Genomic DNA, 16,922 nt, shown 5'->3' with positions numbered 1-16,922 from the left:
TAAAAGGATTTGTGCCCCCTTTACCCTTCCCTACCCTCTCCTTAGCGGGAGAGGGAAATCTTAAAAAAATCATAAAAAAACTAGCACATTAAGCAAATTAAGTTTAAAATGACCCCCTCTTCGGGCCCATAGCTCAGTTGGTCAGAGCAGCGGACTCATAATCCGTTGGTCCTAGGTTCAAGTCCTAGTGGGCCCACCAATTTAGACCTTTAAAATCAATAAGTTACGTTGATTACCTGTTTTAGTACAAAAGTCCTTGCGTGACTTTTGCGTGACCTAGATCACGCACTTACAAACTTACCTTACTATCCCTTAGAGTATTTTGACTGGCAGGTCTACTCTTTGGGTTTCGCAATAACGTTAATATCACTCCGCTTTTACGATTCTCACAAACCTTATTCGCAGCTTGATATAAACTTTGCAGCTCAGCTGAAGAATAGTGAGTTGTAATCCTACCTGAACGATGCCCAAGTAAATCCTGCCTGTCTTCAAAACTTACCCCTGCAGCTCTCAATCGTCTGCCAAAGGTATGCTTTAAATCATGCACTCTTACTTCAGGCAATTTCGCCTTTTCTCTAGCCTGTCGCCAACCAGTCGATAACATACGACTTAATGGTCGACCTTTAAAAGTAAAGACATGAGTAGGATGTTTACCTCTCTCCCCTTCTATCACTTCCCGAGCTGTTTCATTACAAACAATCAGCCGTTCTTCTCCGTTTTTGACCAGTTCACCTGGTACAATAAAAACGATGATGTGTGGCAATTCTGGAATTTGTATTTCCCAATCCCAGCGCAGTTCACATATTTCGCGATCCCGACACCCTGTATTTACGGCAAATAAAGCCATATTTTTCAGATGTTCAGGTAACTGCTGAAACAGCTTGTGCTGTTCATCCCAACTTAATGGATAAGGTTTCCTTAAATCTGGCTCAGGTAAAAGTTTTATCTTTGGCGCTGAATTTAACCAGGTTAAACCGAATTCATCCATCCATTCACTAGCCGCTAAATTTAATATACGCCGAACAATCATCAAACCATGATTGATAGTTCTCGTGCTTACTTTATCCTTTCTTCGACCTTCAATAAAGGATTGCAAGCTACCGATATGAATTGCTTCAATAGGCAAATCCCCGATGTACTTAACCACTTCTCTCAAACGGCCAGCATCATCACTGATACTGCGTTTGTGTTGATTTTCCATCAGAAATTTAGTAGCGGCTTCTTTGAATGTTCTTTTTGGGCGAACACCGTAGACTGTTGCAAGTCTTATCTCTTCGAGACGCCTTGCGAGATACTTTTCCGCCTCTTCGAGGTTGTCAGTACCAGTGCTTTCGCAAAGTCGTCGTCCGAAGACCTTTTTGTCAATACACCAGACGCTGCCACGCTTTTGCAGCCCTGGCGTTCTTTTTCGTCCCATAACTCCAAACTCCTACGTTTAACTGCCGCGGGACGACCACTACACTGTATATAATCGTCTACCCAGGCATCTAAATCAAGTCGATCAAAAGCAATACCTTGAGTCCCCATTGGAATCTCAACCAGATTTGGCCTTACATCTTTATTAAATCGATGACGATCCATACCTACATAGGTTGGAGCGTCTCTAAGACGGATTAGCCTTGGTAAAATGCTACATATGCTCATATGTCCTCCAAACCCTGGGTGAATACAGTGAGCTCATAGTTTCCTGGTAATAACATTTTAGTTTTACCCATTTCATTGCAAATCACCCATTGATACATTAATTTGTCGAAAGCTTTTAGGAAGAGGTAAATATTTTTTAAACTGCTTTTCCTGAATATGTATTTCAAGAATCATTTGATATAGACGCACTAATTGCATATCGGAAGAAAAATTAGTTGGCACAACGTTATCACAATAAATTGTACGAATATTTTTTATTGAAGAATTAGAAAGGTCCGCAATATTCTGTAAACTGTAGTTGGTAGACTCCAAAATATATTGAATAATTCCTTTATAAATTTGTAACTTTGTATTCATCTCCATAAATAACACTCCTTTAAAATCTTTTCCGGTAGCTAACCTATTCATTAAAAATTGAAATTACCCGTTATTTTATTTGCTGGAATAATCAACAACATGATATATTGGCGATAATTATTCTATTTAATAGTAGTTTAGCAAACTATTTGAATAAATATATTCAATAAATGCTAATTTATATGTTGAAACATATTTTTGTCAACATTTTTTTGAATAATTATATTCATTTTGATTGGACTATTTTTAATGACCACGATGACGTTAAGTAATAATTTGCAACATCTCATGCGAATTCACGGTAATATTTCTGTGAGTGAATTAGCGCGGTTGACAGGCTTGCCTCAACCAACTATTCATCACATACTAAGTGGTTCAACCAAAAATCCACGTAAAAAAGCATTAGAGGAACTATCTAATTTCTTTTCAGTTTCAGTTAACGAGTTAACTGGTCTAGAAACACTACCTGCTGTTATTCCTGATGTGATTAAAGAAGATTTACAGATTTCTACTATACCCATCATAGAATGGGATTCTTTAAAAACTTGGCCATTAGAAGCTAATAAAATACACGATAAACAGGAAATACTAATTAATCAGAAAATTGCAAAAAATTCTTTCGCTTTAATTATGCCTGATGATTCAATGGAGCCTCTATTTCAGAAAAATTCACTTTTAATTTTTGATTCTGGTAAAAATCCAAAAGATAGAGATTTTGTAATTGTCAATTTATCAAAAGAAGGTGTCGTCTTGTTTAACAGATTATTTTCTGAAAATAATATCCTCTATCTTCGGCAAAATATGGAGGATGGGAGTCTTAAATTAACAAGATTAGATCACTCTAATGATCATATTCTAGGAACACTTATTGAAGCACGGATTCAGTACTAATTTTATACTGATCAGGTTGTTGTTCCTCATGTAAACTGAATATAAAGGGGTTAAAGTCTGTATTAATATCATAATGATCAACCTGTTCAACCTTCTTTAAATACTTTACTACTAGCCAAGCTGGAAAGACCATAATAATTGCATAACACATTTTCCATAGATAACCACAAATCATCATCCATCCAAGATTATGGCCAGTTAATTTTCCAAAATAATTTAGTATATCAACAACTATTGTAAGTAAGGCTTGGCCTAGGGCTGTTGATAACAAACATCTTAATATAAAAAATCTGCCTTTTAAAAAAATCTTCCACTTTGAAAGCAAGTATATATTAGTCAATTCTCCTATTAGGAGACCAACAAGCCCTGCGCCTACATATCTCAACGTGGGGTCAAATACTATCTGATAGGCAATTGATTGTGTAAGAAATTCTGGTGCTGGCATATGTGATACTGCCGTTACTACTAAAGAAAAAATTAGTTCAGCAAGTACTCCAATCCAAATAAATAACCTTGGGTAAGCATACCCATATACCTCTCCTACAATATCACATATGGTAAAGGTAAGAGGAAATACAAAAATACCTCCTGGCTCTAGCATTGTTCCAATTTGAGTTATCCTACTAGCTAAACATACCGTAGAAAGTAAAAAAGTTAAATATAACCCAAGTAGCAAATAGGGATATTTATATTGCTTTTTGCGAGTTAGTGCATCAAAAACTTCCTTGCTCAAAAACGTCTCCTCACTACAATTATTGTTCCTTATTAATCAGTTGAAACTCTTTAACAGTCTCTCTTACACCTGCTAAATATCCAATTCTATTGGCGTCAGATGAATTAAATTTTTCAATTAAATCTTTATTTTTTGAAAGTTCAGAAGGGGATTTTTTTATAGTAGTTGCGTTGGATTTTGATTTTATTTCAAGCAAATACTCATCTACTTCAGGCGTCATATGCTGAACCACAATAGAGTAATCAGGTTTTAATCGTTCAACGGTGGCGATATAAGTCAAAGTCCGAACAGTTTTAGTGTCCAGATTCTCTATTAATTCATTATCCATAATAATATCGCTGATATTTCTTTCTTTTGTATGCCTTTCAGACAATTTAATTACTGCTTTTGTAAAGCCAGTTTTTTTACACTCAAAAATATCAACAATCTCATACCGTGGCTTTTTTGCCATTTCAGCTACAAACTCTTTTAGCATACAAGAAAACCACTCATACCAACCGATTTTTTGTTTCATAATCCTTTACTCACATCATCCCAATTGCACCAATGCTCTCTTTACCATATTCCGGCAATAATAAATCTTCAGGAAATTGTCCACTTCTGTTTATGTACTCGGAGTGTTCTACCGAGAAACCAGCTTTTATTAAACTCCGATCTAATACTTCTTTCGTGATCCAATGGACAAATTTAGGTAAAGAGCTTGCCCTGCCACTGCTTTCATACTTCGCAGGTTCAGCAATCTCACCAGGCCATTCTTCATTATCCTCAACCCGCCTATTGAACTCAGGTAAAAAACGTTGCCAATTTCTTAAAAAGGGAGTTTCACAAACGATGTATATCTTACCTTTTGGAGCTAACAGTTTTGCTAATAAGGCTAATGATTCCTCTATTTTGCTGCCTGAAAAAAAATGTAATACGCGACAAATCAAAATAGCATCGAAATGCTTTTCAGGAAGTCCAATTAACTCATTGGGTAACTCACCAGGCACAAGAATCAACTTACCGCTATCTCCAGTTAAGGAGTCACTGGATTCCTCTGTTGTTTCCAAGAAACGTTGGCGAACAACTGCTAAATTTTCAGGATCAATATCATTACAAAAAACTGTTGCTCCGTTTGCAATCGCTTCTAATGTCGCTGCACCAAAAGCAGCACCTATTTCCAGTACTTTACCCCCATTCTTTGCTGATAAAGCTGCATGCTCAATGAACTGCTGAGAAACTGGATCACAGGGTGTTGTAGTAAAGCCTCCGAATGGATTATGTGTTTTTGTAAATATACCAGTGCTCTCTCTGGATGGTGGGGTTTCTACACGCGTAATACTTTTTGAATCAGTAACAATGTTGTTATCAAGATCTATACTTAATCCATCAATTTTCGAGATACTCCACGGAAGTTCAATTGGTTGTCCCACTTCTGGAATTAGTTCATCGAATAATTTTGTTGTTTGATCAATTTGTGTTTTGAATGATAGTAGAAATGTAATTGTGGGAGTACCAAAATGCTGCTCCCATCGTTTTGCCCTGAGAACCTGAAAATCCTTTTTAAGTAGTTCATTACTAAGATGACGATAAAAGCCTTCAAATAAAATGGTTACTTTAGTCATGCAAAGAGATTCATTATCTTCATTGCTTTTGATTATCTTATCTAACTCTGCTATTAAAATAAGACCATTTTCTGAGGCCCCATTAATTTCGTTAAATTTTTCAACGGTTTCTTGAATAGCTTTGCAAAAATCTAAAAACTCCATTTCAAACACCCCTACATCCTAAAACCATTGCAATATATAATTAAGATTAATTAATTTCAATAATTTTATTCAAATAAAAAATTTCTAAAGCTATTCGAATAATTATTTGTATTTGGAGCAGCTCACTGGGCAATGCTGTCATCCTCATATCCATTTTGGCATAATGTAGCACAACATACTGGGCGTCTATTTGCTTTACAAGAGAAAGTAACAATGAAACAAATTATTGCACGGCTTATTGAAAGATATGGGGATAGACAGACTGTTAGTCGAAATGTGCAATTTGTTGTACGTTCATTTTTTTACTGGGGGCTATTAAAAGATTCAGAAGCAATCGGCTGTTATGAGAAAAATGAACCTTTATCCTTTAGTGATCCAAATTTAACTATATTAATGTTTGAATCTGCCCTTCATGCTTTTCCTGATAATACCAAATCATTAGATATTTTATTAAATAATCCAGCTTTTTTTCCATTTAAAATCCCAACAATAACTGGAAATTTTATTGCCCAACAGACAGATAGAATAGACGTTGCTCATTATGGCGGAGTTGATGAGTTACTCAAGATTAAAAAACCATATGAATCCATAGAAAGCCATGTACAATTTGCAAGCTAAGTTACACTCAAGAAAGGGAGTTTCCCGAGTTTTAACATAGAAGAGATTCTATTATTTAGTAATTATCAATTTAAAAATATCACAGGGAATAAAACCATAAATTATAGGTTACCTGCACTCAGACTCAGCCAAATACACTTACAAACTGATTATAATTCTACTCTTATCAATCCCATAACGATCCCAACAATTTGGAAATCACAACTAGGTTGTACTCTAATGGATGCCCAATGCTCATTAACTGAGATTAATTCATACTCTTGAATTGGATTAACTGTAGATAATTGCTTATAACGACGCACAATAACCTCGCTATCAACCTGTTTATAAGCAACAACCAATCCTCCAGGACGAATAACCTGATCCGGATCAACGATTAACACATCACTCACTTTTAACTCAGGAGACATACTGTCATCTTTTACACATAGTGCAAAAGCATTTTCTCCCAGCTTCTGAGAGATTTCTGGGCTGAGAGGAATAAACGAAATGGAATGCTCGTCTTTTTCCTCTCTAATTGCTTGAATAACTTTTTTTGGATTACAAGCCTGTTGCGGATCCAATAAGGGAACTAAAGCACCCAGCCACGGAAACTCCTTTTTGATCTGTTTATCATCTGTCAAACACATTAAATATCCTGGTGCAACTTCTAAGGCACAAGCCAATTGTTTAATTTCTTCTGGGCCAGGAGTTCTTAAGCCTCTTTCCCAGTTATTAATCCTGGAGGGCTTTAAGTCGTCTGTAAGCTCTGCAAGAGCTTTTCTGGTTAGTCCTTTTGCCTGACGCTCTTGGAAAATTCGTTCACCAATCTTTTCTTTGATGTTCATCATTGAGTTATACCTTTTTCTCAAAATAATAAATATATCCATTGACAACTTACATTTTGTGCAATATTGTCATAGTTAATTACACATTACGTGTAATTACGAAGTGATATCTCTCAAATAAAGATAACACATAATAAAAACAATAACGATATGAACAACCAGGAATGTGTATCAATTATGGATTTTATGGTGAATAGTGAGGAGCTTGAGGCGTTATATGGGTTGCCCCATACGCAGCAGCTTGCTTATCTAAGAGGAATACGTCCCTATATGGATGTTAAAACAGGGGTTGTTGGTCTTAAACGACGTATCAGCTTACAATCCGTGGCCGAAGAACTGTATATCCAACCGCATCAGGGTGTAAAAGGTGAAAAATTTTCTCGTCCTCAGGCCAGGCGTGCTTTATCAGCTTTGGAGCGTGTTGGTTTAATCACTTTGCAATCGGAAGATCTGCAGCTAATTTTAAAATGCAATTTGGCTACTTTGGGTTATTTTACGCAAAATAAAGTAGTCACAAACCAGTCACAGAAAGCCGACACATTTTGTACTGACCAATCTATTGAAAATAAAGGGTTTTATAAAGGTTCGTCAGAAAAACCCAGCACAGCGGAACCCCCAAAAGCCGTCACCCCTCTTATAAAAGAAAATAATTATATTTATTTATTACACCAATTCGACCATTTCTGGCTGATGTACCCAGAGAAAAAGTCACGTGAGCGTGCTTTTGAAATTTTTCAACAAATCAATCCCGATGAGTATTTACTGCGAACCATATTGCAAGCACTGGATAGCCAAATCAAAGCCCGTAAAGCAAAAGAAGCCCATGGCGAATGGGTTCCAGCGTGGAAATTTCCAGCCAACTGGTTGTCTCAAAAATGTTGGGAAGATGAAGTCAAAATCGAATTAACGCAGGAGAAAAGGAATGAGAAGTGCGGCACAAATACTAAGAGCGGAGCCATTGATCCATTCTGGAACCCAGAAACAGGAGATACAGCAATCACCGGGGAAGACGAATATCAGCAGTCAAACGTCATCAACCTGCAATGCTACCGACAGTAGAAAAAAGTGTATTGAAAACTTGTTTACCCGCTTTGCAGTTTACTACGGACATTTGTGGCGTAGTCAGTTTAAGAGTGATGGTTTTTTGGAGTTTGCCAAGAAGGAGTGGTTGGAGGGCTTAAGTCAATTCAGTGATGAAATTTTGAATCAAGTCATTATTGATTGCCGCGATCATTGCGAAATGCCTCCTACCCTGCCGCAAATGATTGGCTTTTGTCGTGATATCAAAAGACGAAGTGCTTTTTATGTCACATCAGAAAAATATCAACCAGCCAGTAAAGAAGTGGTTGAAGAGAATATCAGGCAGTGCAAGGCCTATTTATTTAAATAACTTAAAGGAGATGAATTATGTTGGTTTTAACTAGAAAAATTGGGGAATCAGTTGTTATCAGTGAGGAAGTTTACTGCACTGTAGTTGGTTATCGTGATGGTGAAGTTCGCCTTGCTTTCGATGCCCCTCAATCAATCCCAGTTCACCGCGATGAAATTCAACGTCGTATCAATCGTGAACGGCAAAATGATAGTTGGTTTAGTGGAAAAAGAGAAAACAAAGAATGCGTTGTTGATCGGTTAATTAGCAAATTCAAACATGGAATAAAACCTTTTAAAAATCATCAATAGCCAATGAACTATTTACGGACCAATAGCATGAGAGAAGAAAAAGAACAAAACTTAACTGTGAAAGACCGAGCCATTGAGAAGCTAAGGCGCGATTTAGGCAATTTGATTGAAAATGCGTTATACGATCAAAAAACCGTTGAAATCATGCTCAATGCAGATGGCAAGCTTTGGCAGGAACGCCTGGGCGAAACCATGCGTTGCATAGGTAGTATAACTGACGCTCGTGCTGAATCCATCATTAAAACTGTTGCAGGCTTTCATGGTAAGGAAATAACCCGTTTTAATCCGATACTGGAAGGTGAGCTGCCACTGGATGGATCACGTTTTGCAGGGCAACTGCCACCAGTGGTCTCAAAGCCAACATTTGCAATTCGTAAAAAAGCCATTTCGGTTTTTACACTGGACGACTACGTAAAATCAGAAATTATGACAGAAGCGCAATGTGCAGTGATTAAAAAAGCTGTTATTGCGCATCGAAACATTCTAGTTATTGGTGGCACGGGTTCTGGGAAAACTACATTAGTGAACGCCATTATCAATGAAATGGTTCGTAGTTCACCATCCGAGCGCGTCTTCATAATTGAAGATACTGGTGAAATTCAATGCACCGCTGAGAACTGCGTTCAATATCACACCACTATTGATGTCAATATGACCCAGCTTTTGAAAACTACTCTTAGGATGCGGCCAGACCGAATCCTTGTTGGTGAAGTTAGAGGAAGTGAAGCACTGGATTTACTCGATGCCTGGAATACTGGTCATGAGGGTGGTGCTGCCACTTTGCATGCCAATAACTGTCTTGCAGGACTTCATCGTTTGAAATCACTAATTACCCGTAACCCCGCAGCCCCAACTGAAATTGAACCTTTAATTGGTGAAACGGTTCATTGTGTGGTGCATATCACAAGAACACCGCAAGGACGCAGAGTTGAAGAAATCATATCGGTTAAAGGGTATGAAAACGGTCATTACAACATCGAACAACTTATTTAAGGAGAATCGGTATGAACCAAGCAGTTAATATAAATTATCGAAGTCTATGGATGATGGGAGCGATTGTTTTATTGCTTCTGTTAATAACACACCCTGCATGTGCATCTAGCGCAGGTGGAGGATTACCTTTTGACTCGTATCTAACCAAAATACAAAAATCCATAACAGGCCCATTTGCATTTACCGCAGCAATTATTGGTTTGGTTGGCGCGGGAGCCACGCTGATTTTTGGTGGTGAAATGAATGGCTTTTTGCGAACCCTTCTCTTTATTGTACTGGTGCTTTCATTCTTGGTTGCAGCACAAAATACCATGACAGCAATTACAGGCAAAGGAGCCGAAATTGCTAAACCTTCAGTCTCAAAAATAGCTATGGAGACACAGCCATGAGTCTTCGTACTATTCCTATACGCAGATGTGGTAACCGCCCAAGTCTTTTTATGGGTGGTGACCGCGAGCTGGTTATGTTTTCAGGTTTACTTTCAGCAATCTTAGTATTCGCAGCACAAGATTGGCTTGCTGCTATTTTTGGCTTTGCCCTTTGGTTTTTATCTTTAAAGGGTTTAAGGCTTATGGCAAAAGCCGACCCTTATATGAGAGCTGTTTATCTAAAGCAAAGAGGCTATCAGGCATATTACCCAGCTCGTTCAACCCCTTTTCGTAATAATAAAGGGGGTTATTTATGATCCAGTTCATTACCTTTTTAATCAGTATTACGGGGCTATTGCTATTAGGTATTTTGTTTAGCACAGCTCAAATGAAAAGTCGTAAACACCATGTCAAAAAACATCGAAGTAATACTGCAGGATTGGTTGATTTACTGAATTATGCTGCAGTTGTCGATGATGGCGTGATTATCGGTAAAAATGGCTCGTTTATGGCAGCCTGGCTTTATCAAGGTGAAGATATAGCCAATACTACCGATGAAGCGCGTGAAATGATGGCTTTTCGAATCAATCAGGCAATTTCTTCTATGGGTAATGGCTGGATGATTCATGTAGATGCCATAAGACGTGCTGCTCCAGGTTACAGTGAGTGCAGTGCTTCATACTTTCCCGATCATGTGTCGAAGGCTGTTGACGAAGAAAGAAGGCAGTACTTTGGAAGTATTGGTGCTTTGTATGAAGGCTATTTTGTTATCACACTAACCTGGTATCCACCTGTATTGGCTCAAAAGCGTTTTGTTGAATTGATGTTTGATGATTCAGGGGAGAAGTTAAACCACAAAGAAAAAACCCATCAATTGATTGAAACATTCAAGCAATCATGCAGAAACTTTGAGTCTCGTATGAGTGCTGCTCTTCACCTCGAAAGGTTAGGCTCAGAAATAATCATCAATGAAAACCATAAAGTCACTCAAGATAACTTTTTAAGACACATCCAATATTGCGTCACGGGAATTAACCATCCCCTTAATCTACCTAAAAATCCAATTTATCTGGATGCACTCATAGGCGGTCAGGAATTAATTCCAGGTATAACACCAAAAATTGGCCGAAAGTTCATTCAATGTGTTGCTATTGAAGGATTCCCCATGGAATCTTACCCAGGTATTTTAACGCTGTTGACTCAACTACCAGTGGAATATCGCTGGAACTCTCGCTTCATATTCATGGATCCCCATGAAGCTGTAGCTCATTTCACCAAGTTCCGTAAAAAGTGGAAACAAAAGGTCAGAGGCTTTTTTGACCAAATGTTTAATACTAGTTCGGGCATTGTTGATGAAGATGCGCTTAGCATGGTTAATGACGCGCAAGCAGCCATTGCCGAAACCAATTCAGGAATGGTGGGTCAAGGCTACTATACATCCGTCGTTGTATTAATGGATGAGGATAGAGCGAGCGTTGAGAAAGCCGCCCTATTTATCGAAAAGAATATCAACGCTTTAGGCTTTAGCGCACGAACAGAAACCATTAATACTATGGATGCCTACATGGGTAGCCTACCCGGTCATGGTGTTGAAAACATCAGAAGACCTCTGATGAATACCATGAATCTGGCAGACTTGTTGCCAACATCCAGCATTTGGACTGGTGAAAATAAAGCGCCCTGCCCCCTGTTTCCACCTCAATCACCGCCTCTGCTTCACTGTGTCACCAGTGGTAATGCGCCATTTCGTTTGAATCTTCATGTCAGAGACTTAGGTCACGGCATTATGTTTGGTCCCACACGCTCTGGTAAGTCAACCCATCTTGGTTTATTGGCATTGTCCTGGCGTCGATATAAAGATGCGCGTATTTATTCTTTTGATAAAGGCATGTCTATGTATCCAACCTGTAAAGCAACAGGTGGGGAGCATTTCACCATTGCAGGCAAAGACTCTCGCCTTGCCTTTGCGCCCTTGCAGTTTTTAGAAACTAAATCTGATAGAGCTTGGGCTATGGAGTGGATTGATACGATTCTAGCTTTGAATGGTTTGAATACCACACCAGCTCAGCGCAATGAAATCGGCCATGCCATTCTAAGCATGCACCAAAGTGGTTCTAAAACCTTATCTGAATTTGTCATGACGATTCAGGATGAACCCATTAGAGAAACGTTAAAGCAGTACACCATAGATGGTTTGATGGGGCATTTATTGGATGCAGAAAGTGATGGACTTGGTTTGTCTTCCTTTATGACCTTTGAAATCGAGCATTTAATGGGCTTAGGTGAAAAATTTGCATTGCCTGTGTTGCTTTATCTCTTTAGACGTATTGAAACGTCATTAGATGGTCGCCCCACCTTAATCTTGCTTGATGAAGCCTGGTTAATGCTGGCGCATCCTGTGTTTAAAAACAAGATTGCTGAATGGCTTGATTCCATGGCTAAGAAAAACTGTGTGGTGTTTATGGCAACGCAACATTTATCTCATGCAGCCAACTCGGGAATCTTGGATATTATTGTTGAATCAACTGCCACCAAAATCTTTTTACCCAATCTGTATGCAAGAGATCCTGAAACCCGGCTCATTTATGAGCGCATGGGCTTAAATCCACGCCAGATAGACATCATAGCATCGGCTCAACCCAAGCGTGATTACTACTACGTCAGTGAAAAAGGCCAAAGACTTTATCAATTGGCGTTAGGACCTTATGCCCTGGCGTTTGTTGGTGCAACAGATCCCGATTCGATTGCGCGTATGAAGCAATTAGAGTCGAAGTATGACAATGCGTGGGTCTCTCAATGGCTTTCAGAAAAAGGTATTCATTTGGCCCAGTATGGAGAAGCAGCATGAAAAAAAGTATAACGAATAACCCCTACCTCAACGCTAGACGAGCCTGGAATGTTCATACTGCAGGTCTTATGAAATCAGTACAAGTTTGGCAATTAGTGGGATTAGGTAGCCTGTTAATCGCATTGGCAGCAGTTGGTGGGCTCATTGCGATAGGTAGCCAATCCAAATTTATCCCTTTGGTGTTCCAACAAGATGCCAATGGCAATACCTTGTCAGTTACTCGTGCTGATAAGGTTGGTGACGCAAGCATTGACGATTATCGTGCTGCAGCAGCACATTTCATTGAAAACGTTCGTATGGTAAGCCTTGATACGGAACTGCAAAAGAAGGCAGTTTTTCAAGTGTATTCCTATTTAAATGCCAATGATGCAGCTTTAGCCAAGATTCAAGAGTTCTACAGTGACAAACAGCAATCCAATCCCTTTGAGAGAGCTGCCTTTGAGATTGTGAGCATAGACATTCGCTCAGTACTTCAAGAGTCGGATGAGACCTGGCAAGTTGACTGGATTGAAACGGTGAGAAATCGTGATGGTTCGCTTAAGGAAAAGCCTCGCATGATGAAAGCAATGGTTACGATGTATCAGGAGAATGAAATCAATGATGTCACCAGCGAGTCCATTTTAAAAAATCCGCACCTGATTTATGTGCGTGATTTTAACTGGTCCTACGAATTAAAGCATGGAGAACAACAATGAAAAGAATAATGCAGCTATTTTGTTTATTAACACCGCTCACAAGTTTTGCATTGGATAACACCATTCTGGCCGAGCATTATTTTTCAGAAACTGTACCCAAGCTATCGAGTCAGGAAAAACAAGGTTTAGATATTGCGGAGCGTACACAACAAGGAGAAAAAACAAGTATACCCTTTGCTTCTGCTGATGGTTCAGTCAGTTTTATTTATGGATCAGGGCAAATCAGGGTAGTTTGTGCCCCTTTACAAGTGTGTGATATTGCCCTTCAACCAGGTGAGCAATTTAACGACATGAACGTCGGTGACCCACGCTTTGTTGTTGAACCATCTCTCACAGGATCTGGGGCTATGCAACAAATCCATCTGCTCATAAAACCTAAAGATGTAGGGCTTGATTCTTCTTTGGTAGTCACCACAGACAGAAGAACCTATCACTTTAGATTAAAGTCAGATAGAACCGAATTTATGCCTTACATTTCATTTACTTATCCTGATGAAGCAAAAGCCAAATGGCAGTTACTGCAACGCATCCAGGCTGAAAGAAGAAAAGTAGATACCTTACCAGAAACTAATGAATATCTAGGCGATCTTAACTTCAATTATCGAATTCAAGGCAATGCCCGATTTAAGCCAGTGAGAGTTTATAACAATGGCGTCAAAACGATTATTGAAATGCCAAGAACCATGGCTCAAAGTGAAGCTCCCGCGCTGCTAGTTTTAAGAAGTCGAGGGCTATTTAAAAAATCAGAGTCCGTCATGGTCAATTATCGCCTTCAGGGTTGTCGTTACATCGTGGATGGTGTTTTTGATAAAGCCATATTGGTTATTGGCAGCGGTTCCTCTCAAGAAAAAATTACGATTACAAGGTGCTGAAGATGAAAGAATTAAGTGTTTTATTGGCTGCCGTCTTGTTATCAAGCTGTGCCAGTATGCGTTATGGAAATTTCACTCAAATGTCTCAGGGTAAAGATACTTATTTGGCTGCAGATGCAGCCAATCAATTAACGCGAGTATATCCACCCGCTCAAAATACATTTTGTGTTGGTCAGGCAGTCAACGATGGCTTTGGCTTAAGTCTTATTCAAAACTTGAGAAAAAAGGGCTATGGCATCAATGAAAATCAATGCCCTAAGAATAAAGCTAATTTTTTCTACGTTCTTGATGAGCTTAAACCTCAAAGTTACAGAGTAAGCCTTTTTGTAGGAATACAAACATTGAGCCGTCTGTATGAAAAAAACAATGAAAATATCATCCCTGTCAGCGCATGGACTCATAAGGAATAAGAACTATGAATAAAAATAATGATTATTTGTCACCTGACAATTCACCACAAAAGCTTCAAACCACAGGTGTAAAACGTGTAAATAATGTGCCACTCATGATTGCAATTGGTATTTTAACTCTTTTTGTTGTTCTCATCGCATTGGTTGCCAATAAACGAGCTAATGCGCAAAACCAGCCACCAGAAATAATAAAGGTTAAAAATCCTAAGAAAAATACCATGAGCCTTGCCAATGATGTGGTAGGAAATCATAAAACAGCAGTAATTCCGCCCCAGAGTGACACGATAGCTAATAATGAAGCAGATCCTTTGCCCATTCCTGAACAACTTCCACATCAAGAAGATGCTCTGACACAAGAGGTATCCGAAGCTGAAATCGAGCGTATTCGTCAGGAAAAAACTCAAGAGTTTGAAGAGGCTGTCAAAGCTAAATCATCCGTAATGGTAGATAACCCACGATTAAATAATCGCGACACTACTAAAACTTCCATAAATAGCAAGGAGATGACATTAAACATCGACCCTTCATCAGCGTTTAAAGAGCAGCTCGCATTATTACAAAGAAGACAGGCCAAACCTATGCCGCAAACATTAGGTGGTGAGGAAAATGAAATGCGCTGGCATTTAAATTCAACGCTGCAAAATCCAAACAGTCGATACGAACTAAGAGCTGGCAGCGTGATTCCAGGGGTAATGATTAGTGGTATTTCTTCTGAATTACCAGGTCAAATCATCGCTCAAGTATCACAAAACGTATATGACACCGCTACCGGAAAATATCTTTTGATACCACAAGGCACCAAGATATTGGGGCTTTATTCCAGTGATGTCCCTTTTGGTCAGAACTCTGTATTAGTGGCTTGGCAACGTCTAGTTTTTCCAGACAGTAAAGCCCTAGATATCGGCTCTATGCCAGGTGCTGATAGTGCTGGATATGCCGGATTTCGCGATGAGGTAGATCATCATTATGCAAGAATTTATGGTTCAGCACTTTTAATGTCAGGCATTATTGCTGGCATCACCTATAGCCAAAATACCAATCAATCTAACCAATTCGGTTATGCCCAGCCCACTGCTGGCAGCGTCATGAGTCAGGCTTTGGGGCAACAGTTGGGCGAGGTCACTTCACAACTGGTTTCAAAAAACCTGAATATGTCTCCCACCATCAATGTTCGCCCAGGTTATCGTTTCAATATCATCGTGGTGAAAGATTTAACGTTTAAACAGCCTTATAGGAAATTTGCTTATTAATGAAGGAGAGCATTATGAAATTTAAATCCATGATTATTTATTGCTTTGTTTTACCGGTATTTGCAAATGCACCTGTGTTTGACGTTGCGAATTGGATTCAAAATGGAAAAATGATTGCAACTCAGCTAAGCGAGTATAAAACGCAAGTCGATCAATACAAAAATCAGATGGACCAATATCAAAACATGTTAGAAAACACCAAATCCCTGACTTCCTTTGAATGGGATAATGCCAACTCTGTTATTAATAATTTGCTTGAATCGACTGATACCATTGATTATTACAAGCAGGAAGCCGGGAGCCTCCAAGGGTACCTGGACCGATTTCAAAGTCAGGAATACTACCAAAAAACCCCTTGCTTTAATGGCAATGGTCAATGTTCTGCTGAAGAACTTAAAAAAATCAAACAAAGTAGATTAGCGGCTTCTGTTGCTGAAAAGCGATCCAATGACGCCATGCTTAAAGGGATTGATAAACAACAACAGAGCTTAAAAAATGATTCTGCAAAACTGCGCACTTTGCAATCTCAGGCACAAAGTGCTGCAGGCCAGAAACAGGCTCTTCAAGCAGCTTCTCAACTAGCTAGTAATCAATCCCATCAATTGCTTCAAATCAGAGGAGTGTTATTGGCGCAACAGAATGCACAGGCAGTCAAAGATGCGGCAAGTGCCAACAAAGAAGCAATACAGACTGCTGGGGATGAGCATTTCAGAGCTGGGGCCTACCATAAAAGCTCAGGAAAAAAGTGGTAATTCATCATAAAAAGGAGAGGAAATGAAAATTTTATGTTTATCAATTATGGTTTTTGCATGTGTCCTGTCAGGTTGCGACAGTGCTGAAACCACAGCTCAAAAAAAGGCTGAACACTTGGCTTCTCTAACATGTGACAGCTCAAGAGAGAGTCGAACTAAAGAAGAACTCCAAGTGATTGGTGATGCGTGTTTCCGAGGGGGTAGTTATTCCAAAAGCTCTGGACGGACGTGGTAAT

The 16,922-nt window shown here is 39.0% G+C and carries 21 protein-coding genes and 1 tRNA gene; 16 read left to right on the top strand and 6 right to left on the bottom strand.

Annotated features, from left to right (window positions below):
- Positions 1-122: 122 nt before the first annotated feature.
- Positions 123-199, top strand: a tRNA-Ile gene (locus tag Lste_RS15105).
- Between the two features lie 90 nt (positions 200-289).
- On the opposite strand, the gene Lste_RS15100 is transcribed toward Lste_RS15105, so the two are convergent.
- Positions 290-1,417 (bottom strand): tyrosine-type recombinase/integrase, encoded by a 1,128-nt coding sequence (locus Lste_RS15100; protein WP_237760507.1) that lies wholly within the window; start codon positions 1,415-1,417, stop codon positions 290-292.
- Between the two features lie 299 nt (positions 1,418-1,716).
- Complete coding sequence (locus tag Lste_RS15090) at positions 1,717-2,007, bottom strand: hypothetical protein (protein ID WP_058511830.1); 291 nt, start codon at positions 2,005-2,007, stop codon at positions 1,717-1,719.
- A gap of 243 nt (positions 2,008-2,250) precedes the next feature.
- Here Lste_RS15090 and Lste_RS15085 point away from each other — a divergent pair, with 243 nt between their 5' ends.
- A complete protein-coding gene (locus tag Lste_RS15085; protein ID WP_058511829.1) occupies positions 2,251-2,892 on the top strand; it encodes a LexA family protein in 642 nt (213 codons plus the stop codon).
- Here Lste_RS15085 and Lste_RS15080 read toward each other — a convergent pair.
- From Lste_RS15080 to Lste_RS15070, 3 genes are read right to left on the bottom strand one after another with little or no spacing between them, the layout of a single operon-like run.
- Positions 2,867-3,625 carry a queuosine precursor transporter gene (locus Lste_RS15080; protein ID WP_058511828.1) on the bottom strand — a complete coding sequence of 253 codons (759 nt, stop codon included), beginning with the start codon at positions 3,623-3,625 and terminating at the stop codon, positions 2,867-2,869. The two genes, Lste_RS15085 and Lste_RS15080, sit on opposite strands and share 26 nt — an antisense overlap.
- A 19-nt stretch (positions 3,626-3,644) precedes the next feature.
- The gene (locus tag Lste_RS15075; protein WP_058511827.1) at positions 3,645-4,139 is read right to left on the bottom strand and encodes a hypothetical protein; all 495 of its coding nucleotides are present in this window, start codon (positions 4,137-4,139) and stop codon (positions 3,645-3,647) included.
- Positions 4,140-4,149: 10 nt separating this feature from the next.
- Complete coding sequence (locus Lste_RS15070; RefSeq protein WP_058512452.1) at positions 4,150-5,373, bottom strand: class I SAM-dependent methyltransferase; 1,224 nt, start codon at positions 5,371-5,373, stop codon at positions 4,150-4,152.
- Positions 5,374-5,586: 213 nt separating this feature from the next.
- On the opposite strand from Lste_RS15070, the gene Lste_RS15065 reads away from it, so the two are divergent.
- A complete protein-coding gene (locus Lste_RS15065) occupies positions 5,587-5,991 on the top strand; it encodes a hypothetical protein (protein WP_157070774.1) in 405 nt (134 codons plus the stop codon).
- Between the two features lie 149 nt (positions 5,992-6,140).
- Here Lste_RS15065 and Lste_RS15060 read toward each other — a convergent pair whose 3' ends face one another.
- Positions 6,141-6,821, bottom strand: coding sequence for a LexA family protein (locus Lste_RS15060; RefSeq protein WP_058511825.1), 681 nt, complete (start codon positions 6,819-6,821; stop codon positions 6,141-6,143).
- Between the two features lie 174 nt (positions 6,822-6,995).
- Here Lste_RS15060 and Lste_RS15055 point away from each other — a divergent pair, with 174 nt between their 5' ends.
- The 13 genes from Lste_RS15055 to Lste_RS14995 are packed head-to-tail and all read left to right on the top strand — an operon-like array spanning position 6,996 to position 16,921.
- A complete protein-coding gene (locus tag Lste_RS15055; RefSeq protein ID WP_058511824.1) occupies positions 6,996-7,877 on the top strand; it encodes a hypothetical protein in 882 nt (293 codons plus the stop codon).
- 19 nt (positions 7,878-7,896) lie between these two features.
- Positions 7,897-8,208 carry a hypothetical protein gene (locus Lste_RS15050; protein ID WP_058511823.1) on the top strand — a complete coding sequence of 104 codons (312 nt, stop codon included), beginning with the start codon at positions 7,897-7,899 and terminating at the stop codon, positions 8,206-8,208.
- Between the two features lie 17 nt (positions 8,209-8,225).
- Positions 8,226-8,498 (top strand): carbon storage regulator, encoded by a 273-nt coding sequence (locus tag Lste_RS15045; protein WP_042234461.1) that lies wholly within the window; start codon positions 8,226-8,228, stop codon positions 8,496-8,498.
- A gap of 27 nt (positions 8,499-8,525) precedes the next feature.
- Positions 8,526-9,491: a P-type conjugative transfer ATPase TrbB gene (gene trbB / locus Lste_RS15040; protein ID WP_058511822.1), complete on the top strand. Its 966-nt coding sequence runs from the start codon at positions 8,526-8,528 to the stop codon at positions 9,489-9,491.
- A gap of 11 nt (positions 9,492-9,502) precedes the next feature.
- Positions 9,503-9,880, top strand: a complete 378-nt coding sequence (locus Lste_RS15035; RefSeq protein WP_058511821.1) for a TrbC/VirB2 family protein — start codon at positions 9,503-9,505, stop codon at positions 9,878-9,880.
- Positions 9,877-10,176 (top strand): conjugal transfer protein TrbD, encoded by a 300-nt coding sequence (locus Lste_RS15030; protein WP_058511820.1) that lies wholly within the window; start codon positions 9,877-9,879, stop codon positions 10,174-10,176. The genes Lste_RS15035 and Lste_RS15030 overlap by 4 nt, the downstream gene beginning before the upstream one ends.
- Positions 10,173-12,707 (top strand): VirB4 family type IV secretion/conjugal transfer ATPase, encoded by a 2,535-nt coding sequence (locus Lste_RS15025; protein WP_058511819.1) that lies wholly within the window; start codon positions 10,173-10,175, stop codon positions 12,705-12,707. Before Lste_RS15030 ends, Lste_RS15025 begins: the two co-directional genes overlap by 4 nt.
- Positions 12,704-13,402 carry a conjugal transfer protein TrbF gene (locus tag Lste_RS15020; RefSeq protein WP_058511818.1) on the top strand — a complete coding sequence of 233 codons (699 nt, stop codon included), beginning with the start codon at positions 12,704-12,706 and terminating at the stop codon, positions 13,400-13,402. The genes Lste_RS15025 and Lste_RS15020 overlap by 4 nt, the downstream gene beginning before the upstream one ends.
- A complete protein-coding gene (gene trbG / locus Lste_RS15015; RefSeq protein ID WP_058511817.1) occupies positions 13,399-14,274 on the top strand; it encodes a P-type conjugative transfer protein TrbG in 876 nt (291 codons plus the stop codon). The genes Lste_RS15020 and trbG overlap by 4 nt, the downstream gene beginning before the upstream one ends.
- A 2-nt stretch (positions 14,275-14,276) precedes the next feature.
- Positions 14,277-14,684 (top strand): conjugal transfer protein TrbH, encoded by a 408-nt coding sequence (locus Lste_RS15010; protein ID WP_058511816.1) that lies wholly within the window; start codon positions 14,277-14,279, stop codon positions 14,682-14,684.
- Between the two features lie 5 nt (positions 14,685-14,689).
- Positions 14,690-15,934 carry a TrbI/VirB10 family protein gene (locus tag Lste_RS15005; RefSeq protein WP_058511815.1) on the top strand — a complete coding sequence of 415 codons (1,245 nt, stop codon included), beginning with the start codon at positions 14,690-14,692 and terminating at the stop codon, positions 15,932-15,934.
- 14 nt (positions 15,935-15,948) lie between these two features.
- Entirely contained in the window at positions 15,949-16,686 is a 738-nt protein-coding gene (gene trbJ, locus Lste_RS15000; RefSeq protein WP_058511814.1) for a P-type conjugative transfer protein TrbJ, read from the top strand.
- A 22-nt stretch (positions 16,687-16,708) separates the two neighbouring features.
- A complete protein-coding gene (locus tag Lste_RS14995; RefSeq protein ID WP_058511813.1) occupies positions 16,709-16,921 on the top strand; it encodes a hypothetical protein in 213 nt (70 codons plus the stop codon).
- Position 16,922 lies beyond the last annotated feature (1 nt).

The sequence above is a fragment of the Legionella steelei genome, from assembly GCF_001468005.1.
GTDB classification, from domain to species: Bacteria; Pseudomonadota; Gammaproteobacteria; order Legionellales; family Legionellaceae; genus Legionella; species Legionella steelei.
This window is presented reverse-complemented; position numbering and strand designations above follow the sequence as displayed.